Annotated in this window: 16 protein-coding genes and 1 pseudogene; 12 read left to right on the top strand and 5 right to left on the bottom strand. The window is 61.2% G+C overall.

Annotation, left to right across the window (positions count from 1 at the left end):
* Nucleotides 1-1,410 carry a circularly permuted type 2 ATP-grasp protein gene (locus AU074_RS03405; RefSeq protein ID WP_076013495.1) on the bottom strand — a complete coding sequence of 470 codons (1,410 nt, stop codon included), beginning with the start codon at nt 1,408-1,410 and terminating at the stop codon, nt 1-3.
* 401 nt (nt 1,411-1,811) lie between these two features.
* On the opposite strand from AU074_RS03405, the gene AU074_RS03395 reads away from it, so the two are divergent.
* The 3 genes from AU074_RS03395 to AU074_RS34120 all read left to right on the top strand — a co-directional run bounded on the left by AU074_RS03395 (nt 1,812) and on the right by AU074_RS34120 (nt 2,794).
* Nucleotides 1,812-2,357, top strand: a complete 546-nt coding sequence (locus AU074_RS03395; RefSeq protein ID WP_063030302.1) for a hypothetical protein — start codon at nt 1,812-1,814, stop codon at nt 2,355-2,357.
* 72 nt (nt 2,358-2,429) lie between these two features.
* Entirely contained in the window at nt 2,430-2,642 is a 213-nt protein-coding gene (locus tag AU074_RS03390; protein WP_076013493.1) for a hypothetical protein, read from the top strand.
* 11 nt (nt 2,643-2,653) lie between these two features.
* A complete protein-coding gene (locus tag AU074_RS34120; protein ID WP_173860315.1) occupies nt 2,654-2,794 on the top strand; it encodes a hypothetical protein in 141 nt (46 codons plus the stop codon).
* Between the two features lie 3 nt (nt 2,795-2,797).
* Here AU074_RS34120 and AU074_RS03385 read toward each other — a convergent pair whose 3' ends face one another.
* Entirely contained in the window at nt 2,798-4,144 is a 1,347-nt protein-coding gene (locus tag AU074_RS03385) for a sodium:proton antiporter (protein WP_076013492.1), read from the bottom strand.
* Nucleotides 4,145-4,201: 57 nt separating this feature from the next.
* The gene (locus AU074_RS03380) at nt 4,202-5,128 is read right to left on the bottom strand and encodes a LysR family transcriptional regulator (protein WP_076013491.1); all 927 of its coding nucleotides are present in this window, start codon (nt 5,126-5,128) and stop codon (nt 4,202-4,204) included.
* Nucleotides 5,129-5,240: 112 nt separating this feature from the next.
* On the opposite strand from AU074_RS03380, the gene AU074_RS03375 reads away from it, so the two are divergent.
* The 7 genes from AU074_RS03375 (at nt 5,241) to AU074_RS34335 (ending at nt 12,615) form a co-directional block, all read left to right on the top strand.
* The gene (locus tag AU074_RS03375; RefSeq protein WP_076013490.1) at nt 5,241-6,224 is read left to right on the top strand and encodes an aldo/keto reductase; all 984 of its coding nucleotides are present in this window, start codon (nt 5,241-5,243) and stop codon (nt 6,222-6,224) included.
* Nucleotides 6,225-6,293: 69 nt separating this feature from the next.
* Complete coding sequence (locus AU074_RS03370; RefSeq protein ID WP_076013489.1) at nt 6,294-7,085, top strand: CDP-diacylglycerol diphosphatase; 792 nt, start codon at nt 6,294-6,296, stop codon at nt 7,083-7,085.
* 103 nt (nt 7,086-7,188) lie between these two features.
* The gene (locus AU074_RS34735) at nt 7,189-9,183 is read left to right on the top strand and encodes an aminotransferase class I/II-fold pyridoxal phosphate-dependent enzyme (RefSeq protein ID WP_076013488.1); all 1,995 of its coding nucleotides are present in this window, start codon (nt 7,189-7,191) and stop codon (nt 9,181-9,183) included.
* Nucleotides 9,184-9,207: 24 nt separating this feature from the next.
* Nucleotides 9,208-10,044, top strand: a complete 837-nt coding sequence (locus AU074_RS03360; protein WP_076013487.1) for a transporter substrate-binding domain-containing protein — start codon at nt 9,208-9,210, stop codon at nt 10,042-10,044.
* A 165-nt stretch (nt 10,045-10,209) separates the two neighbouring features.
* The gene (locus AU074_RS03355) at nt 10,210-10,914 is read left to right on the top strand and encodes an ABC transporter permease (RefSeq protein ID WP_063030286.1); all 705 of its coding nucleotides are present in this window, start codon (nt 10,210-10,212) and stop codon (nt 10,912-10,914) included.
* A 7-nt stretch (nt 10,915-10,921) separates the two neighbouring features.
* Nucleotides 10,922-11,620, top strand: coding sequence for an ABC transporter permease (locus tag AU074_RS03350; RefSeq protein ID WP_076013486.1), 699 nt, complete (start codon nt 10,922-10,924; stop codon nt 11,618-11,620).
* Nucleotides 11,617-12,615, top strand: a complete 999-nt coding sequence (locus tag AU074_RS34335; protein WP_083676620.1) for a DMT family transporter — start codon at nt 11,617-11,619, stop codon at nt 12,613-12,615. The genes AU074_RS03350 and AU074_RS34335 overlap by 4 nt, the downstream gene beginning before the upstream one ends.
* Here AU074_RS34335 and AU074_RS03340 read toward each other — a convergent pair.
* Nucleotides 12,571-13,149: pseudogene (locus AU074_RS03340) on the bottom strand (TetR family transcriptional regulator C-terminal domain-containing protein); the annotation flags it as partial. The gene AU074_RS34335 and the pseudogene AU074_RS03340 sit on opposite strands and share 45 nt — an antisense overlap.
* On the opposite strand from AU074_RS03340, the gene AU074_RS03335 reads away from it, so the two are divergent.
* Entirely contained in the window at nt 13,148-14,143 is a 996-nt protein-coding gene (locus AU074_RS03335; protein ID WP_076013709.1) for a succinylglutamate desuccinylase/aspartoacylase family protein, read from the top strand. The pseudogene AU074_RS03340 and the gene AU074_RS03335 sit on opposite strands and share 2 nt — an antisense overlap.
* A 1,000-nt stretch (nt 14,144-15,143) precedes the next feature.
* Nucleotides 15,144-17,294, top strand: a complete 2,151-nt coding sequence (locus AU074_RS03325; RefSeq protein WP_076013484.1) for a methyl-accepting chemotaxis protein — start codon at nt 15,144-15,146, stop codon at nt 17,292-17,294.
* Here the strand turns inward: AU074_RS03325 and AU074_RS03320 are convergent.
* Nucleotides 17,275-18,543: an EAL domain-containing response regulator gene (locus tag AU074_RS03320; RefSeq protein WP_076013483.1), complete on the bottom strand. Its 1,269-nt coding sequence runs from the start codon at nt 18,541-18,543 to the stop codon at nt 17,275-17,277. The genes AU074_RS03325 and AU074_RS03320 overlap by 20 nt on opposite strands.
* Nucleotides 18,544-18,547: the final 4 nt, after the last annotated feature.

Here is an 18,547-nt window from a genome sequence, read left to right as displayed (position 1 = left end):
TCAGCCCTCCACCACCCAGGTGTCCTTGGTTCCGCCGCCTTGCGACGAGTTGACGATCAATGAGCCTTCGCGCAGTGCCACGCGGGTCAAGCCACCGGGCACCAGCCGGGTTTCCTTGCCCGAGAGCACGAAGGGCCGCAGGTCGATATGTCGCGGCGCGATGCCGTTTTCGACAAAGGTCGGGCAGGTGGACAGGCTCAGGGTCGGTTGGGCGATGTAGGCGTGGGGCCGGGCCTTGATGCGCTGGCGGAAGTCCTCGATCTCGGCCGCGCTGGAAGCGGGGCCCACCAGCATGCCGTAGCCGCCGGAACCCTGGGTTTCCTTGACCACCAGTTCCGGCAGGTGGGCCAGCACGTGGGACAGTTCATCCGGCTTGCGGCACTGGAAGGTCGGCACGTTTTGCAGGATCGGCTCTTCATCCAGGTAGAACCGGATCATTTCCGGCACATACGGGTAGATCGACTTGTCATCCGCCACGCCGGTGCCGATGGCATTCGCCAGGACTACGTTGCCCGCGCAGTAGGCCGCGACCAGGCCAGGCACGCCGAGCATCGAGTCGGGGTTGAAGGCTTGCGGGTCGAGGAAGGCGTCGTCGATACGACGGTAGATCACATCAACGGCCTTGGGCCCATCGGTGGTGCGCATGAATACCTTGAGGTCATGCACGAACAGGTCGGCGCCTTCCACCAGTTCCACGCCCATTTCCCGGGCCAGGAACGCATGTTCAAAAAACGCGCTGTTAAAGCGGCCTGGCGTCAGCACCACCACGTTGGGGTTGTCCAGGCGGCTGGCGCTTTTCAGGGTCTTGAGCAGCAGGTTGGGGTAGTGGTCCACCGGAGCGATGCGTTGCTTGGCGAACACCTCCGGGAACAGGCGCATCATCATCTTGCGGTCTTCGAGCATGTAGCTCACACCGCTGGGAGTGCGCAGGTTGTCTTCAAGCACGTAGTAGGTGCCGTCGCCATCGCGCACCAGGTCGACCCCGGAGATGTGCGAGTAGATATCGCGGTGCAGGTCGAGGCCGACCATGGCTTTCTGGTAACCCTCGTTGCCGAGGACTTGCTCGGCGGGAATGATCCCGGCCTTGATGATGCGCTGGTCATGGTAGATATCGGCGAGGAACATGTTCAGCGCATTCACCCGCTGGATACAGCCGCGTTCAATGACGCTCCACTCACTGGCGGGAATGCTGCGGGGAATGATGTCGAAGGGGATCAGGCGCTCGGTGTCTTGCTCGTCGCCATAGAGGGTGAAGGTGATCCCGGCGCGGTGAAACAGCAGATCGGCTTCACGGCGGCGCTGGGCCAGCAGTTCTGGCGGCGTATTGGCCAGCCAGCGGGAGAATTCCTGATAGTGCGCACGGCAAACGCCTTGTGCGTCATTCATTTCATCAAAGAAAGATCGAGCCATTCCAGTACCTTGTCAGTGCCCCGGGAAACTGCTGGGCGGTGGCACTGCCGCTTTAAAAAACGCATTTTTTTATGAGCCCGTGGCTGATGGTGCCAGCAGACCTGGTCCTTACTTTCTTTTGGGGTGGGCTCTGGGTCGGGGGGTAACGATTGCTCCTGGATTTGGGCAGATGAATGCATAAAGCAATGCCTGTGCCGAAACCCCTGTAGGAGCGAGCTTGCTCGCGAAAAACCTGAGAACACCCCATTCAGTCAGGATGCCGGCGGTATCGTTGACGCCCTTCGCGAGCAAGCTCGCTCCTACAGGGGGCGGGGCGTGCTCCAAATTGGCGCATGAACAAACTTGAACTTCGCGCCGGCCTGATTCTTCTAAAGGGTCTCAGTCCAGCACGGAGCACGGATGTGCCCAGAATCATTTCACCCGACACCCCGGAATCGAGCCTGACGGACCACAGCGAACACAACGCGAAGATTTTCGGTTCGCCCAAGGACCGTCTCGATTTCTACCGGCGCGAGATCCAGTACGAAACCAGCATCCTGGCCAACCGTACCGACGCCTACCTCACGGCGCAGTCGTTCCTGGTGATCGCCTTCGTTTCCGGCATGGGCAACCTCAACCCGGAATGGGGCAAGCTGTTCACCTTGGTGGTGCCGGTGTTCCTCGCGCTGCTGGGCATCCTCAGCTCCCTGAACGCCTGGCCGGGTATTCGGGCGGCCTACGACATCATTGATCACTGGCACTACAAGCAGAGCGAACTGCTGCGCAGCGAGCCGGTGATGGGCATGGCCTATGATGAGTCGCCGCTGTTTTCCGAGATGGAGTCGTCCCACAAGGGCTATCGCAAGTCGCTGTTGTTCTCGATGCGGGCGCCGTGGCTGTTCATGGTGTTCTGGGTGATCCTGGGGGCCTATGCGTTCTATATCCAGGTGGACAATCCCGGCTCATAAGCAATTGGAACTTCACCCACCCGCACAGGACCTTAGCTTTACGCAGTCTGCGTTTTCCAACAGAGGTGAGCCATGAGCACAGACAACGACCCGCAAACCAGCAACCGTAACGATCCCGCCATCGACGGTGGCGAACCGGCCCCAGGCACCGCAGCCGACGCGCCGAAAGACCCGAAGCCTGCCAGCGACCCAAAGGCCAAGGAAAACGACTACAGTCCTGACTTCAAGCCCGAGCGCGAGCCCAAGCCTGAAACCGATGCCGATATCGATACCCAAGGCGGTTAGAGGAGACGGTCATGTCAGTTGAAATAGACGAAGACGATGAACTCAATGACCCGGGCAATGAAGACCCGGGTTCATTGATGGATGATGCCGAAGTACCGCTTAACGACCTGGATGATGCCGCCGACGTCGACAACACCGAAAATCAGGAGTAGACGTCATTGTTGTGCCTGGGCACGTCGTTCATACCACGCCAGCATCGGCTGGGTGCTGAGACCATGAACGACGATGCTCAGGGCAATGACTGACAGCGTCAGGTTCACCGCCACCGCACTGCTGGTGCCCACCAGTCCATGGTTGATGGCATAGAACAGGTAGTAGATGCTGCCGATCCCGCGAATTCCGAACCAGCCTACCAACCCGCGCTGATGGCGATTCAGCAAGGTGCCCCAGGGTATCGACAGCACGCTGAGGGGTCGGATCACGCAAAACAGCAACGCGCCCMCCGCCAGTGCCCGCCAGTCCCAATGGCTGACCAGCACCACGCCCAGCAGGGTCACCAGGAAGACTTCCATCGAACGCTCCACCAGGCCGCCAAAGGCGAGCATGTCGCCCATCATTACCCCGGCGGCGATCTGCGTGTCTTGGAGTTGCCCGACGTCACCGTGCAACGCATGCTCCGGCTCCACTTCCATGTGGCCAACCACCGGTTGCGCCAAATGTTCAGCCGGAGTTTGTGAGTTGCCGGTGGACTTGAACTCGGCCTGGCGCAGCCCGAGGCCGGCGGCAAACACCGACAGAAAACCATAGCCGCCGATGGCTTCAGCCACCACGTAGGCCAGGGCGATCAGGGCCAGCGTCAGGTAGTCATTGGGAGACAGGGTGCTGTCGGCATTGGTGATCCGCATCTTCAGGGTGATGCGACCGATGCCCCGTCCCATCCAGTACCCCACAAGCAGCCCGGCAGGTACGGCCCAGAGCAGGTTTTTCAGGACCCAGCCGCCCAGCCAGTCACCGTCGAAGCCGCCGTGCTGCATGAAGATCAGCGCAAAGATCACGAACGGGAAGGCCGTGCCGTCGTTCAGTCCTGCCTCGCCTGAAAGGCCGAAACGCAGCGAGTCATAGTCCTGAGCGTTATTCACCTGAACCAAGCCCGCGAGCACCGGGTCGGTCGGTGCCAGAATCGCCCCCACCAACAGCGAAACGCCCCACGACAAATCCAGCAGCCAATGCAGCACCAGGCACGTGCCGAGGATGGTCAAGAGCATCACCGGCCCGGCCATGCCAAACGCAATGCGCCAGGTTCGGTGCTTCAGTGGCAGGCGCAGCTTCAGCCCGCTGACAAACAGCGAAAACAGCACCGCGACTTCCGTCAGGTGTTCCATCCAACGGGCTGAGCCCTTGATGTCCAGGTGCAGCAGGTCCATGCCCAGCGGGCCAATGCAGATACCCAGCAGCAGGCAGACAGCCGAGGTGGTGACGGGCATCCAGCGCAGGTAGGAGGAGGTGAGGGCGAGGATGAGCAACACTGCGCCGAGTACGGCCATCCATAAAATAAAAGTCATTGCGGGTGCACCAGGCCGTGGTCTATCCCGGTTTGAGGACCACGGCCAGGCACAGGTTCAATGTGATTCCAGCCACGGCGAGCCGGTGGTTTTCAGGCGGATCATGTCGATCAATTGCCGTAACCCCGGCTGCGACTGGCGCCGGCTGGGGTAGTACATGCACAGCGGCGCGCCGATGCAGACCCAATCGGGCAACACCTGTACCAGGCGGCCGTCTGCCAGTTCCGACAGCACGCGATTCTCCAGGCAGTAGGCGATGCCCACGCCTTGCAGCGCTGCGTCGACGATGGTCTGGGTGTCAGCCGCACTGAAGTGGCCAGGCACGTCGAGGCGCTGCTGGCGAGTGCCGTTGCCCAGCTCCCACTTGTAGGTGGTCTTGTCGCCCAGGTACATGCGCACGCAGGAGTGCGCGAGCAAGTCCTTGGGTACCGAAGGCGTTCCGGCCTGCTTGAGATACGCGGGGGAAGCGACCATGATCCAGCGCAGCTCGCCCGTCAGCGGCACGGCCACCATGTCCTGGGGCACCGTGGCGCCATAGCGGATACCCGCGTCGTAGCCTTCTGCAACGATGTCGAGCATGCGGTCATCAATCATCACGTCCAGGCGCAATTGCGGGTAAGCGCGGGTGAACTCACCCAGGATTGGCGAGACAAGCAACACCGCCGCATCCCGGGGCACGTTCAGGCGCAGCCGGCCAATCGGCGCCTCGCGGTACAGTTCAAGGGTATCGAGGCCGTCCTGAATCGTCGCGAAGCCGGCACTGAGTTTTTCCGCGAGCACCACGCCCGCGTCGGTGGGCTCCACCGCACGGCTGGTGCGGTAGAGCAACTTGACCCCCAGGCGGGTTTCCAGGTTGCGCATGGCGTGGCTCAAGGCCGAAGTGGTGACGCCCAGTTCATGAGCGGCATGCCGGAAACTGCGGCGGCGGATGATCGCCATGAACACATTCAGGTCGGCCAATTCGGAACGGTTGAACGCAGCCATATCAAGCACCTTTTGTGGGGTTTGGGTTGCACGCGCCGTTGAGCCCGATTCAACCTCGGATGATCTAGAGTAATCGTTTTTTTACTGATTGTTTCTGGCGGAGGCTTTTTTCATGAGTATCGAAACCATCAAGATCCCGGGCATCGACAAGGCCGTCTCGCGGATTGCCCTGGGCACTTGGTCCATGGGCGGCTCGATGTGGGGCGGTGCCGATAATGAGGTCTCGATCAAGACCATTCGCCATGCGCTGGACAGCGGCATCAACTTTATCGACAGCGCGCCGGTCTACGGCCTCGGGCTGTCTGAAGAACTGATCGGCCGCGCCCTGCACGGTGTGCGCCATAACGCCGTGATCGCCACCAAGGCCGGGCTGCAATGGGACGACGGCACCGTGCGCCGCAACGCCACGGCCCAACGCATCCGCAAGGAAATCGAAGACTCGCTGCTGCGCCTGGAAACCGACTACATCGACCTCTACCAGATTCACTGGCCTGACCCGCTGGTGGCCCAGGAAGAGACGGCTTGTGAGCTGGAAAAACTGCGCCGCGAAGGCAAGATCCTCGCGGTGGGCGTAAGCAATTATTCACCCGCGCAAATGGACGATTTCCGTCAGTACACTCACCTGGATACGGTGCAGCCACCCTATAACCTGTTCGAGCGGGCGATCGACAGCGACATCCTGCCCTACGCCAAGCAAAACGCCTTGGTGGTATTGGCCTACGGTTCGCTGTGCCGGGGCCTGCTGACCGGCAGCATGCACGCCGCCACGCGCTTTAACGGTGACGATGTGCGCAAGCTCGACCCGAAATTCAAGGCGCCGCGCTTTGAGCAATACCTGGCAGCGGTGGCGGCATTGGACGTGTACGCCCGCGAATGCCACGGCAAGTCGGTGCTGGCCCTGGCATTACGCTGGGTGCTGGACCAGGGCCCGACGATTGCGCTGTGGGGCGCCCGGCGCCCGGAGCAACTGAAAGGCATCGAGGACGCATTCGGCTGGCAACTGAGCGCCGACGACTTGCAACATATCGACCGTATTCTCGCCAGCACGATAAAAGATCCGGTAGGGCCGGAATTCATGGCCCCTGGCAAGCGTTAGCCTTTGCGACAGGGATGTCTGCGGTTGCAAAACAACAGAAGACATCCCTTTGGCGTTGAGGTTTTTGGCATGAAGCGCGGTACCGTATTCAAGACTGTCGGTGGTGTGTTGTGTGTGGTGGCATTGGCGGGCGCCTGGAAATGGCGGGGCAATCCTGATGTGCTGTGGCAGATCGTCAGCCGCCAATGCGTGCCTGATCAGAACCAGCACCACAACCCCAGCCCGTGCCTCAAGGTCGACCCGGAGAAAGGCTTTGCACTGCTCAAGGACCTCAACGGCCCGTATCAGGACTTGCTGATTCCCACCGATAAAGTCACCGGCATCGAAGACATCGCGCTGACCCGAAACCTGCTGCCGCATTACTTTGCCCAGGCCTGGAAAAACCACGATGTTCTCTCCGCCGGCCTGCAAACGCCGATTGCCGACCGCTTTGTGTCGCTGGCGATCAACTCGCGTTATGGCCGCTCGCAAAACCAGTTGCACATCCATATCGCCTGCCTGCGGCCCGACGTGTTCAACGCCCTCAACGAACGTGCCGCGACCCTCAACGAGCAATGGCAAACCCTGCCGGTAAAACTATTGGGACATACCTACAGTGCCCGCACCTTGTCGGCGGCGGACTTCGACCTGCGCGACCCGCTGGCGATCTTGAATGAGTACGCGCAGGCCCAGGGCGACGCCATGGCCAGCTACAGCTTGCTGCTGACACCGGGTGCGAACGGCAACTTCGTGCTGTTGACGACGCGGTTGACGCTCAAGGAATGGAACCTGGCGTCTGCCGAAGAGCTGCAAGACCACCAGTGCAACCTGATGGGCAAACCACCACAACGACCTGTTTTAGCTGTTAACGACATCCGGTGAAATTTGCCGTTGAACGAGTGTTCAGTTTCAATTATGTTGGCTGCACCCCCTGCCTGGTAACAGGCGGGCTTGCGCTTTTTCTGATTGAACGAGAGGCACTGGCATGCGGTTTTCACCCTTTGTTGAGCGAATTGCAGGGCAGGGCGTAGCCGCCTGGGACATTCACCACGCCGCCTTCCAGGCCAGCAGCAAAGGCGAAGACATCATTATCCTGAGTGTGGGCGATCCGGATTTCACCACACCCTCGTTCATCACCGACGCCGCCGTCGAGGCGCTGCGCAAGGGCGACACCCACTACACCGAAATCCCCGGCCGCCCGGCACTGCGCGATGCCATCGCCGCCCGCTACAGCCAATCCCTGGATCGCCCGCTGAACGCTGAAAACGTGATCACCGTGGCCGGTGCGCAGAACGCCTTGTTCGTCACTTCGCTGTGCCTGTTACAAGCCGGTGATGAAGTGATCGTCCTCGACCCGATGTACGTCACCTACGAAGCCACGCTCAAGGCCAGCGGCGCGACGCTGGTGCGCGTGCCGTGTTCGGCCGACTCGGGTTTTCGCCTTGATCCGGTGTTACTCGCTGCCGCGATCACGCCCCGAACCCGGGCGATTTTCTTTTCCAACCCCAACAACCCCACCGGCGTGGTGCTTAATCCCCAGGAGCTGCAAGCGATTGCTGACCTGGCGATCGAGCATGAACTGTGGGTCGTGGTGGACGAGGTCTACGAAAGCCTGGTGTTCGATGGCGAATACCACAGCCTGGCGGCGCTGCCGGGCATGGCCGAGCGTTGCATCGTGATTGGCAGCCTGTCCAAATCCCACGCCATGACCGGCTGGCGAATCGGCTGGATCGTCGCCGAGCCTGCCATGGTGGCCCACGCTGAAACCCTGGTGTTGAGCATGCTCTACGGCTTGCCAGGGTTTGTGATGGAAGCCGCGACTGCCGCCGTGTTGGCCCACGATGAAGTCACCCACGGCATGCGTGAAACTTACCGTCGGCGCCGTGACCTGGTGGTGGCGGGTCTCAGCGGTTGCCCGGGCATCCACGTACGCGCTCCGCAAGCCGGCATGTTCGTGTTGGTGGACGTGCGGGACACCGGCCTCAGCTCCCTGGATTTCGCCTGGCGCCTGTTTCGCGAAGCGGGGGTTTCCGTGTTGGATGCCGCAGCTTTCGGTGAGCCGGCCCAGGGCTTTGTGCGGCTGTCGTTCACCTTGGGTGAAACGCGGCTGGCCGAAGCTTGTGAACGTATCAGCCGCTTCGTCGCCAAGCTCGCCGGTGAACCACGCATAGCGCCTGCGGCGAAAATCATCAGCGTGCAGCCGGTTGCGGCGAAGAAGATGATCGAGGTGCTCGACCTGCACAAACGCTTTGGCAATATCGAAGTGCTCAAGGGCATCTCCCTGACGGCCCACGAAGGCGAAGTGATCTCGCTGATCGGCGCCAGCGGCTCGGGCAAAAGTACCTTGCTGCGCTGCATCAACATGCTCGAAGTGCCGGACCAGGGCAGCATTCACGTCGACGGTGAAAGCATCAAGCTCAACTACGGTCGCCCCGGCGCACCACTGGTGGCAGACGCCAAACAGCTGGTGCGGATTCGTTCGACACTCGGCATGGTGTTCCAGAACTTCAACCTGTGGCCCCATCGCACGGTCCTGGAAAACCTCATCGAAGCGCCGATCCAGGTGCTGCGCGAAAGCCGCGCCGAAGCCATCGAGCGCGCCGAAGCCTTGCTCGACCGGGTTGGCCTGGCCGCCAAGCGCAACGAATACCCGGCGTTCCTCTCCGGCGGCCAGCAACAGCGGGTGGCCATCGCCCGCGCCCTGGCCATGCGCCCCAAAGTCATGCTGTTCGACGAACCTACCTCGGCCCTCGACCCGGAACTGGTGGGCGAAGTGCTGCGGGTGATCCGCTCCCTCGCGGAAGAGGGCCGCACCATGATCCTGGTAACCCATGAAATGGCGTTCGCCTGGGATGTGTCATCCAAAGTCGCGTTCTTGCATCAAGGCCTGATCGAGGAAACCGGCTCGCCAGACTCAGTGTTTATCGACCCACGCAGTGAGCGTTGCCGGCAGTTCGTCAACGCGCATCAAACTCGCTAACTCCAAAAAAGACGGGGCAAGATCATGAAATCCAAACGATTGGCAAAGTGGTTGAGCAGTGCAGTGTTGATGCTGGCGGCAGGTACGGCGTTGGCGGCGGAGAAACCTATCGTGTTCGCAGTGGCGGCGGAACCCTACCCACCGTTCACGGTGAAGGGCGGCAACGGTGAGTGGACAGGCTTTGAAGTCGACCTGATCCACAAGCTCTGCGGCTTGATGAAGGCTGAGTGTCAGATCAAGGAAGTGGCGTGGGACGGGATTATTCCGTCGTTGCTGGCGAAGAAAATCGACGTGATCTTCTCCTCGATGTCGGTCACCGACGAGCGCGAAAAACAGATCGCTTTCAGCCGCGCCTACTACGACTCGCTGCTGGGCATTGCCGGCCCCAAGGGCACCACCGTCGAGGTCACGCCGGCGGGGTTGAAGGGCAAGATCATCGGCGTGCAGATCTCCACGGTCAGCGCCAACTACCTGAAGAAGTACTACGAGAACATTGCTGACCTGAAGTACTACGACACCCAGGAATCGGCCAACGCCGACCTGATAGCCGGGCGCACCGACCTGATGATGGCCGACGGTGTCGCCATCGCCATGATGGTGAAGACCCCTGAAGCCCAGGGCCTGGCGGAAATCGCCGAAGTGCCTTACGACCCGATCATCGGCCGTGGCGTGGGGGCCGGCCTGCGCAAGGAAGACACCGAACTCAAGGCCCGCCTGGACAAGGCCATTGGAGAGTTGCTGGTGAGCAAGGACTACGCTGACCTGTCCCAGAGCGTGTTTGGGGTATCGGTCAGCCCGTGCAAACGCGCCGACACACCGGCGTATGTGAGCAAAGTCTGCGACAGCCCCTACACAAACTAACCCGGTAGAAAGGGAGTGCCTGTGGCGAGGGAGCTTGCTCCCGCTGGGGTGCGAAGCACCCCCAAAAAATGGGCCTGCTGCGCAGTCCAGCGGGAGCAAGCTCCCTCGCCACAGCAAGCTCCCTAGCCACAGGTTCACTGCGTGTCATCGAAATAGGGAGCCGCGATGTTCGATCTACTCAACTTCAGCGAGCAAGGCTGGGGCAATGCATTGCTCAAGGGGTTATGGATGACCCTGCAGATCTCCGCCGGTTCGTTTGCGGTGGGGCTGCTGATCGGCCTGGTGGTGGCCTGCGCCAAGCTCAGTGCGCCGCGCCCGATTGCGCTGCTGATGCGCGGCTACACCACGGTATTTCGCGCAGTGCCCGAGTTGTTGCTGATCCTGCTGCTGTATTACGCAGGCTCCATGGGCCTCAACGCGCTGATGCTGTGGCTGGGGTTTGCGCAGTTCAACATCAGCGGCCCGCTGGTAGCCGTCCTGGTACTGGGGCTGGTGCAAGGCGCGTACGCCTCGGAGATTTTCCGCGCGGCGATCCTCGCGATTCCCCACGGCCAGATCGAAGCGGCGCGGGCGTTTGGCTTGAGCGGCTTTGGCCTGTTCCGTCGGGTAACCCTGCCGATCATGGCGCCGTATGCCCTGGCCGGCATGTCCAACCTGTGGATCAACCTGATCAAGGACAGCGCGTTGATCAGCGTGGTGGGCACCAACGAACTGCTGTACACCGCCAAACAGGCGGCGGGCTCGACCCGGCATTACCTGTTGTTCTACCTCACGGCCGCCGCCTTGTATTACCTGGTGACATTGGCCTCCAACTACCTGTCCGGGCGCCTGGAACGACGTATTCGTCGCTGGATGCCGGTTGTCGAGTGAGCCGCACATGCCTGAGTGGATAAGTTATTACGCAGGACTGATCGTCAAAGGCTTGCAGACGACCCTGTCGTTGCTGGTGATTTCGGCAGTGTTCGGCTTCGCGTTGGCGGTGCTGGTAGCCCTGGCGCGGCTGTCCCGGCGCAAGTGGCTGGCCCGCTGTGCGCTGGGGTACACCAGTGTGCTGCGGGGCACACCATTGCTGATCCAGATCTACATCTTCTACTACGGCCTGGGCAGTCTGTTTGCCCAGTTCCCGATGATTCGCGGGAGTTTCCTCTGGCCGTTCCTGCGGGACGGTTACTGGTACATCGTGTTTGCCCTGGTGTTGTCGGTGGGCGCGTATGTCGGCGAAGTGATTCGTGGCGGCCTGCTGGCGGTACCCAAGGGCGAGATGGAAGCCGCCTCGGCGTTTGGCATGACGCCGCGCCAGGCACTGTTGCGAGTGCGCTTGCCACGGGCCATGCGCCTGCTGTTACCGACCCTGGCGGGGGAGACGGTGATGTTGCTCAAGTCCACCGCACTGGCTTCAACCATCGCCGTGGTCGACCTGCTCGGCGCCGCCAACGTGGTGCGCGCCCAGACGTTGCAGATCTACCAGCCGCTGTTGCTGGTGGCCGGGGTCTACCTGTGCCTGACCTTTTTGATTGAAGCCCTGTACGCGATTGCCGAGCGACGCGGTACACCGTTGCGCAGGTCTGCCGGATGAAAACCGATCGCTCGTTGCAAGGGATTGCCCTGTGCTCGCTGGCCTATGCGTTCCTGGCGTTGCAGGACGCCGCGATCAAATGGCTGGTGGCCGACTATTCAGTGTTCACCATCCTGTTCTGGCGCAGCCTGGTGGTGGTCGCCGCGTGTGTAATTGCCGGGCGCCTGGGCTTGCTCAAGCGTGCCTGGAACTCGGTCAGCCGCAAGCTGCTGATCATCCGCGGCCTGCTGTCGCTGCTGGCGTGGCTGCTGTACTACACCGCCGCCAAGGACCTGACCCTGGCGGAAATGACCACCCTGTATTTCTCTGCGCCGATCATGGTCACGTTGCTGGCGGCGCTGATCCTCAAGGAACGCGCCAGTCGCGGCCAGTGGATTTCGCTGATCATCGGCTTTGTCGGCGTGGTGATCGCCTGTCGCCCCAGCAGCATGGTCGACCCGCTGCCGATCGCCCTGACATTGGCCGCCGCGTTGTGCTGGGCATTCACCTATATCCAGTTGCGCCAGGTGGACAACAACACCTCGGTGCTGGAGCAGATGCTGATCACCAATGTGGTGTTTGTGATCTGCATGGCGGTGACGCTGCCCTGGACCCACACACCGTCGCCGACCCCGGCGTGGCTGGGCATGCTCGGTGCCGGGCTGGTGGGCGGAATTGGCCAGTTCCTGCTGTTTGCGAGTTTCCGCCGGGCCACGGCGACGCTGCTGGCACCGTTTGAATACACCGGGTTGATCTGGGCCTTCCTGTTGTCGAGCCTGATCTGGGGCACCTTGATGGACGTGTCGCTGATCTTCGGCGCCGCGCTGATCGCCGTCAGTGGCACCCTGGCCATGCTCAGCGCCCGGCACCCTGTTTCACAAGACGTGGTCGGCGCCGAATGCTCCGTGACGCAGCCCCTGTATCCAGCAGCGGCAGATGTGCAGCCCGTTGCCGGGGCTGAAGGTGCCGGGGTTGAGGCACCACTCAAGCCAGAGTCCGTCGAGCATCGCCGATAAGCCGATGGCGGCCAGGCGCGTGTCGTGGATCACGAAGCCTTCGCTCTGGGCCAGGTCGTCGAGCAGTTGGCGGATCAGTTCAAGGTAGGCGCGGTAGCTTTTTTCATGGGAGTCATTCACGTGCTGGGAGTGGCGGATCAGGCTCCAGAACACCACCCACACGCCCAACAGTTTCGGGTCCATGACCCGTGAGGAAAACGAACCGGCGAGGAATGCATCCAGCCGCGCTGCTGGGCCCTCGGCCTGGTCGACTTCCTGCCAGAGGGCGGTGGTCAATTCGCTGGCCAGCTTGTGGTAGGTCTCGGCGATCAATGCATCGATGCTGCCGAAATGGTGATTGAGCAATCCCACCGAAACCCCGGCTTCAGCGGAGATGCGCCGCACGGAAATGCCGGCATGCCCGTCTCGGGCGAGGCTGGTGAGGGTGGCGGCAATCAACAGGTCGCGACGGTCTTCGGTCACAGGCACATCCCAGATGGTTGAACGTGTGTTCAATATATACCTGCAGAACCAACAAGAGGAGGGCAGCGGCATGGCAAAAGACCTTTCGTGGCAAGTCCCCGGGGATTCCGGGAACACCCTGCACATCGGCGCCTGGCGCTTCGAGGGTGACGGCAGCGGGCCTCGGGTGCACCTGCAAGCGGGTGTGCATGCCGATGAAATTGCCGGGATGCTGGTGTTGCATCAACTGCTGCCGCGTTTGCAGGCGTGCCAGGACCGGGGGCAACTCAAGGGCTCGGTGACGGTGGTGCCTCAGGCTAATCCGTTTGGCATTGGGCAGTTTCGCCAGGGGCGGTTGTTGGGGCGGTTTCATGAGGCCACCGGGCAGAATTTTAACCGGGCGTTTGATCATTCGTTGGCCATGGAGCGGCCGGCGAGCAACTTGGCGCAATGGCAGAAAAGTCTGGTGCAGTTGGCGGCTGATGCGGAGTTGGTGCTGGATCTGCACACGGATGATGAGGCGCTGCCTTATCTGTATATCCATCGCAGCTTTTGGCCAGAGGGCCAGGTGTTGGCGGCGGCGTTGCAGGTGGATGTGGTGATTGTCTGGGATGAGGGCGGTGATGGGTCGTTTGAAGAGACGATCATTGATCACGGGAAGCCGCGGTTGGCGGCGACGATTGAGTTGCGTGGGCAGGCGGATGTGAGTGATGCCTTGGCCGGGCGGGATGGTGATGGGATCTGGGCTTGGCTTTGTGCCAGTGGGGTGATTGATGAGGCGCCGGTGATTGCCGACTGGCAGGGGCAGGTTGTGGACATGGGGTGTATGGAGACCATTCTGGCGCCGTGTGCCGGGGTGTTGGTGTTTGAAAAAGGGTTGGGTGAGCAGGTTGAAGAGGGTGAGCGGTTTGCACGGATTATTCGGCGGCCTGGGGATTCGTCTTCTGAAGTTGTACTGCATGCGGCGCAAACCGGGCGGATGGTGACGGGGCATCGGGAGCGGTTGGTGTCACAGGGTTCGGTGGTGGCCAAGTTTACTGGGACGCGGTTGTCTGAGGGTTACAGCGGGGGGGTGTTGGATCCTTAGCGGGGGGTGTACATATCCGTTGTTTTTGTGATGGCTGCTATGGGTTCCGCTCTTACAGCGGCTCACTTTTGAACAGCGCAAAAGTAAGCAAAACGCTCTTGCCCCACCACTCGGCACCTCGCTTGGGCTCGGTGTGCCCGCACTCCGGCTTTGGACCGTGGGCCGCCGTCATGGGCCATCCTTGGCCCAGGACGGCTAACCCGGCGTCCTGCCGGGTTACCCACGCTCCAAAGCCTGCGTTCGGCCAGCGCGGTTTAACGGGGCGCCTAAGATCAAGATCAAAAGCAGATCAAGGGCACAGCGGCCTACAGGCCGGCTTGAGTGTGGTGAAGCAACAGCAAAAGCTAAAGCGGGCACGATCCAAATGTGGGAGCGGGCTTGCTCGCGAAGGTCGTTAACGATGACGTGGGCATTCTGGATGAACGCGGCGTTCTCAGGTTTTTCGCGAGCAAGCTCGCTCCTACAGAGAAGGAAGCCGGCCGTGAGGCCGCTGTGCTTTTGCTTTTGATCTGCTTTTGATCTTACTGCCCCATTCAGCCCGAGGCCGAACGTAGGTATTGCGGAGCGGGTAAACCGGCAGGACGCCGGTTTAGCCGCGCCGGGCCATGGATGGCCCGTCGCGGCGGCCCGCTTCGCGGTGCCGGAGTGAGGGAACACCGAGCCTAGGCGAGGTGCCGACAGGCGGGGCAGAGCCCTTTGCTTACTTTGGGGCTTTTCCAAAGTGAGCCGCTGTAAGAGCGGAACCATACGCGGCCGTTACCTAAATAACGGATATGCCGCCAAAAAGCCGCGTAGTGAACAGGGGCAGCTTCACCCAACAAGCGATCTCACTGCCACACCCTGGTGCATGTTCTTGATTGCACGCAGCTTTTTGTGGCGAGGAAGCTCCCTCCCGTAGGACCGCACAGCAGCCCAAGCAACCTAATCAATAGCAAGCTAGCTAATTGGCGCATTAATTGCCTTGGAATATGGCAATTAGACATCACTCCCGGAGTGCGCCATGAGCAGCCTGTCGAGCAGCACGATGCAATTATCTTCCACTGAAAAAAGCTGGTTGCCCTGGTGGGGCAAGACCGGCAAGTTCGCCATGGGCTGGTCCTGCCATCTCAACCGCGCGGTGTACCCGGTAATGGAGCAAACCTTCGAAGCCATCGCCGAAACCCGGGTCAAACTCCTGCAAACCTGGACCCGCGAACAGTGGGAACACCTGGGCGAACTCGCCAGCGTGCTGACCCGCGACACCGTGCTCACCGACAACAGCCTGCTGCTGGACAAACTGCAACAGGCCGGGGATTTCTCCGAGCTGTTTATCGTCGACCCCAAGGGCGAGCTACTGGCAACCACCTGGAGCCAGGCCGGTCACCGCGCACTCAATCAACAAGCCCTGGCCGCTGGGCTCAAGGCGCCATTTCTCCACGGTCCCTACGCCGACCCGCTGACCCTGCAGATCGGCCCTTCGTCCTCGCGCTTCCATGACGAAGTGACCCTGATGTTCTATCAACCGTTAACCCGCGAGGGCAGGGTGCTCGGCTGCCTGTGCGGGCGCGTGCCCAACGACATCCTCGGGGATTTGATCCAGCGTGAGGCCGGGCATATTTTCCCGGAGTCCGGCGATAACTACCTGTTCATGGTGCAATCACGCTTCGACCCGGCACTCCAACCCGGTATCGCGTTGTCGCGCTCTCGCTTCGAGGACGGTGCCTTTACCCACGGCGAAAACCTCAAGAGCGGCGTGCACACTCCCTGGAAAACCGTGCAGATCCAACGCCACACTGAGCTGGAATTGCGTTTTATCGACCCGGCCACCCAACAACTGCACCCCGGCGTGCGGGAAACCATCCGCAAGGGTTCGAACCTGTTTGTCACCTATCCAGGCTACTCCGATTACCGTCACATCCCGGTAGTGGGCAAGGGCGTGACCTTTGAACTGCCGGGCTCGCCGGACCGCTGGGGCATGATGTGCGAGGCCGACCTGGAAGAGGTTTACCGACGCCGCTCCCTGAGCCACGGCTTGATGAAGCCGTACCTGGCAACCATGGCCGGCTTGTTTGCCTGCAACTATCTGGTGCGTCACTACAGTGGTTTGCCCGTAGCCTGGACGGATGCATGGGAGGTACTGAGCATGGTCGTGGCGGCCATGCTGTTCAGCCGCCTGGGGCCCAAGCGCCTGGCTGCACGCCTGAATGAAATGACCGAAGTCATCCGCACCATTGCCGAAGGCGAAGGCAACCTGCGCCAACGCCTGGACAGCGGCCGCATGGTCAACGACGAGACTGGCGACATGAGCCGCTGGATCAACAGTTTCATCGACCGCCTGGATTCGGTGGTCGGCCAGGTGGTCAAGGCCAGCCACAGCGTCGGCAACACCAATCAGTTGATGCTCGGCCGCAGCGAGGCGGCCGGGCTGATGTCCCATGAAGTGGCCGACGCCACCCACCGCATGATGATCATCGTCGAAGAGCAACTGGGGGAAATCCAGCAGGCTTCGGTGAGTGCCGAGCAAATGAAGCAAGCCATGGACGAGGTGGTCAGCCGGGCCCGCGAGCAGTTCCTGGCGGTGCAGGTCGGCACTCAGTCGATTCGCGATGTGGTGCAGCGCTCCTCGGAAAGCGTGCAGTTGCTCGACAGCCGCATGGCACAGATCAGCAACATCACCGGGCTGATCAGCGACATCACCAACCAGACCAACCTGCTGGCTTTGAATGCCGCGATTGAAGCCGCACGCGCCGGCGAACATGGCCGCGGCTTTGCGGTGGTTGCCGATGAGGTTCGCACGCTGGCGTCACGCACCTCCAAGGCAGCGGAAGACATTCGCCAGATGGTCGAAGGCCTGCAAGGCGAAACCCGCAAGGCCGTGGGCTTCATGGAAAACGGCGTGACCAACGTCGACAGCAGCCTGCGCCTGGCCGAGGATGCTTCCTCGGAAAACGTGCACCTGCACCAGGCGGTGGAGAGCATGTTCAGCATCATCCAGCAGCTCAACGCCCGCAGCCTCGACTACGGCAAGACCATCAAGCAGGTCAGTCATTCTTCGGAGCAAATGCGCCTGACGGTGGGGGTGTTGCAGACCAGCGCGGAAACCGTGCGGGTCAATGCCAACAAGTTGCAGAAGCTGGTGGGGCTGTTCGAAGTCAGTGGGGCTGCGGCCTGACCAGGCCGCGTTTTTCCAGCAACAGGCGCTCCAGTTCCATCATCGGCAGCGGCCGGCTGAACAGATACCCCTGGATCTGATCGCAGCCGGCTTCCCGCAGAAACTCCAGCTGTGCCTGGGTTTCTACGCCTTCGGCGACTACTCGCAGCTTGAGGCTGTGGGCCAGTTCGATGATGGTGCGGGTAATAGCTGCATCCTGCGGGTTGCTGGTGACTTCGCGGATAAACGCGATATCGATTTTCAGCGTATCAATCGGAAACCGCCGCAGGTAAGCCAGGCTGGAATAGCCCGTGCCGAAGTCGTCGATGGAGATTTTCACGCCCATGGCCCGCAAGCGCTGCAAGCTGGCGATGGTGTGTTGGGTGTTTTCCATCAGCGAGCCTTCGGTCAACTCAACCTCCAGCCAATGCGGCTCCACCCCAGCCCTGGTGAGGGAATGCGAGATATCGGCAATCAAGTCACCCTCGATCAATTGGTGACCCGACACATTGACCGAAACTTCGACGGCGCCCACCGCAGTGGATTGCCAGGCGGCCATCTGGCTGCACACGTTATCGATCACCCAACGACCGAGCGTCACGATCAACCCCAGGCTCTCCAGGATCGGGATAAACACCGCCGGAGACACCGCACCGTACTCGGGCCGGTCCCAACGCAACAAGGCTTCAAGCCCACACACCTGACCGCTGTCCAGCTCGACCTTGGGCTGGTAATGCAGCACGAACTCTTCGCGTTCGACGGCCAGGCGCAGGTCTTTTTCCAGCTCCAGGCGCGCCATGTCATGCACATTCAACCGGGCAGTTTCATGCTGGTGATGTTGCAGTTGCTGCTCCAGCATCAGGCTATGGTTTTTCAACCGATCGCCATGGGCCTTGAGCCGCAGCAGGTTGCGCACCCGTAGCCACAACTCGACCCGTTCCACCGGTTTACTGATGAATTCTTCTGCACCGGTTTCCAGCCCACTGAGCCGCGCGCTGGATTCACTCAAGGCCGAAAGCATGATGATCGGAATGTTCGCCGTGGCCTGGTTGCCCTTGAGCTGGTTGGCCACTTCATAGCCGTCCATGCCCGGCATCATGATGTCCAGCAGGATCAAGTCCGGCGGCCGTTGCGCCACCATCTTCAAGGCTTCTTCACCACTGGCGGCACTCACGGTCTGGTAACCCTCGTGACGCAGCAGGGTTTCCAGCAGCTTGCGCACCTGGATTTCATCATCAACGATCAAGAGCGTTGCGGGTTGGCGGGCCATGGAG

This window comes from Pseudomonas sp. ATCC PTA-122608, from assembly GCF_001952855.1.
GTDB lineage: Bacteria > Pseudomonadota > Gammaproteobacteria > Pseudomonadales > Pseudomonadaceae > Aquipseudomonas.
The sequence above is the reverse complement of the archived record's forward strand: the minus strand, read 5'-3'. Positions and strand labels throughout refer to the sequence as shown.

Bases quoted from the DNA above. Each gene is read 5' to 3' on its own strand.
- AU074_RS03405 (WP_076013495.1), bottom strand. From the start codon at position 1,410: ATGGCTCGATCTTTCTTTGATGAAATGAATGACGCACAAGGCGTTTGC.
- AU074_RS03390 (WP_076013493.1), top strand. From the start codon at position 2,430: ATGAGCACAGACAACGACCCGCAAACCAGCAACCGTAACGATCCCGCC.
- AU074_RS34120 (WP_173860315.1), top strand. From the start codon at position 2,654: ATGTCAGTTGAAATAGACGAAGACGATGAACTCAATGACCCGGGCAAT.
- AU074_RS03380 (WP_076013491.1), bottom strand. From the start codon at position 5,128: ATGGCTGCGTTCAACCGTTCCGAATTGGCCGACCTGAATGTGTTCATG.
- AU074_RS03375 (WP_076013490.1), top strand. From the start codon at position 5,241: ATGAGTATCGAAACCATCAAGATCCCGGGCATCGACAAGGCCGTCTCG.
- AU074_RS03370 (WP_076013489.1), top strand. From the start codon at position 6,294: ATGAAGCGCGGTACCGTATTCAAGACTGTCGGTGGTGTGTTGTGTGTG.
- AU074_RS34735 (WP_076013488.1), top strand. From the start codon at position 7,189: ATGCGGTTTTCACCCTTTGTTGAGCGAATTGCAGGGCAGGGCGTAGCC.
- AU074_RS03360 (WP_076013487.1), top strand. From the start codon at position 9,208: ATGAAATCCAAACGATTGGCAAAGTGGTTGAGCAGTGCAGTGTTGATG.
- AU074_RS03355 (WP_063030286.1), top strand. From the start codon at position 10,210: ATGTTCGATCTACTCAACTTCAGCGAGCAAGGCTGGGGCAATGCATTG.
- AU074_RS03350 (WP_076013486.1), top strand. From the start codon at position 10,922: ATGCCTGAGTGGATAAGTTATTACGCAGGACTGATCGTCAAAGGCTTG.
- AU074_RS34335 (WP_083676620.1), top strand. From the start codon at position 11,617: ATGAAAACCGATCGCTCGTTGCAAGGGATTGCCCTGTGCTCGCTGGCC.
- AU074_RS03335 (WP_076013709.1), top strand. From the start codon at position 13,148: ATGGCAAAAGACCTTTCGTGGCAAGTCCCCGGGGATTCCGGGAACACC.
- AU074_RS03325 (WP_076013484.1), top strand. From the start codon at position 15,144: ATGAGCAGCCTGTCGAGCAGCACGATGCAATTATCTTCCACTGAAAAA.
- AU074_RS03320 (WP_076013483.1), bottom strand. From the start codon at position 18,543: ATGGCCCGCCAACCCGCAACGCTCTTGATCGTTGATGATGAAATCCAG.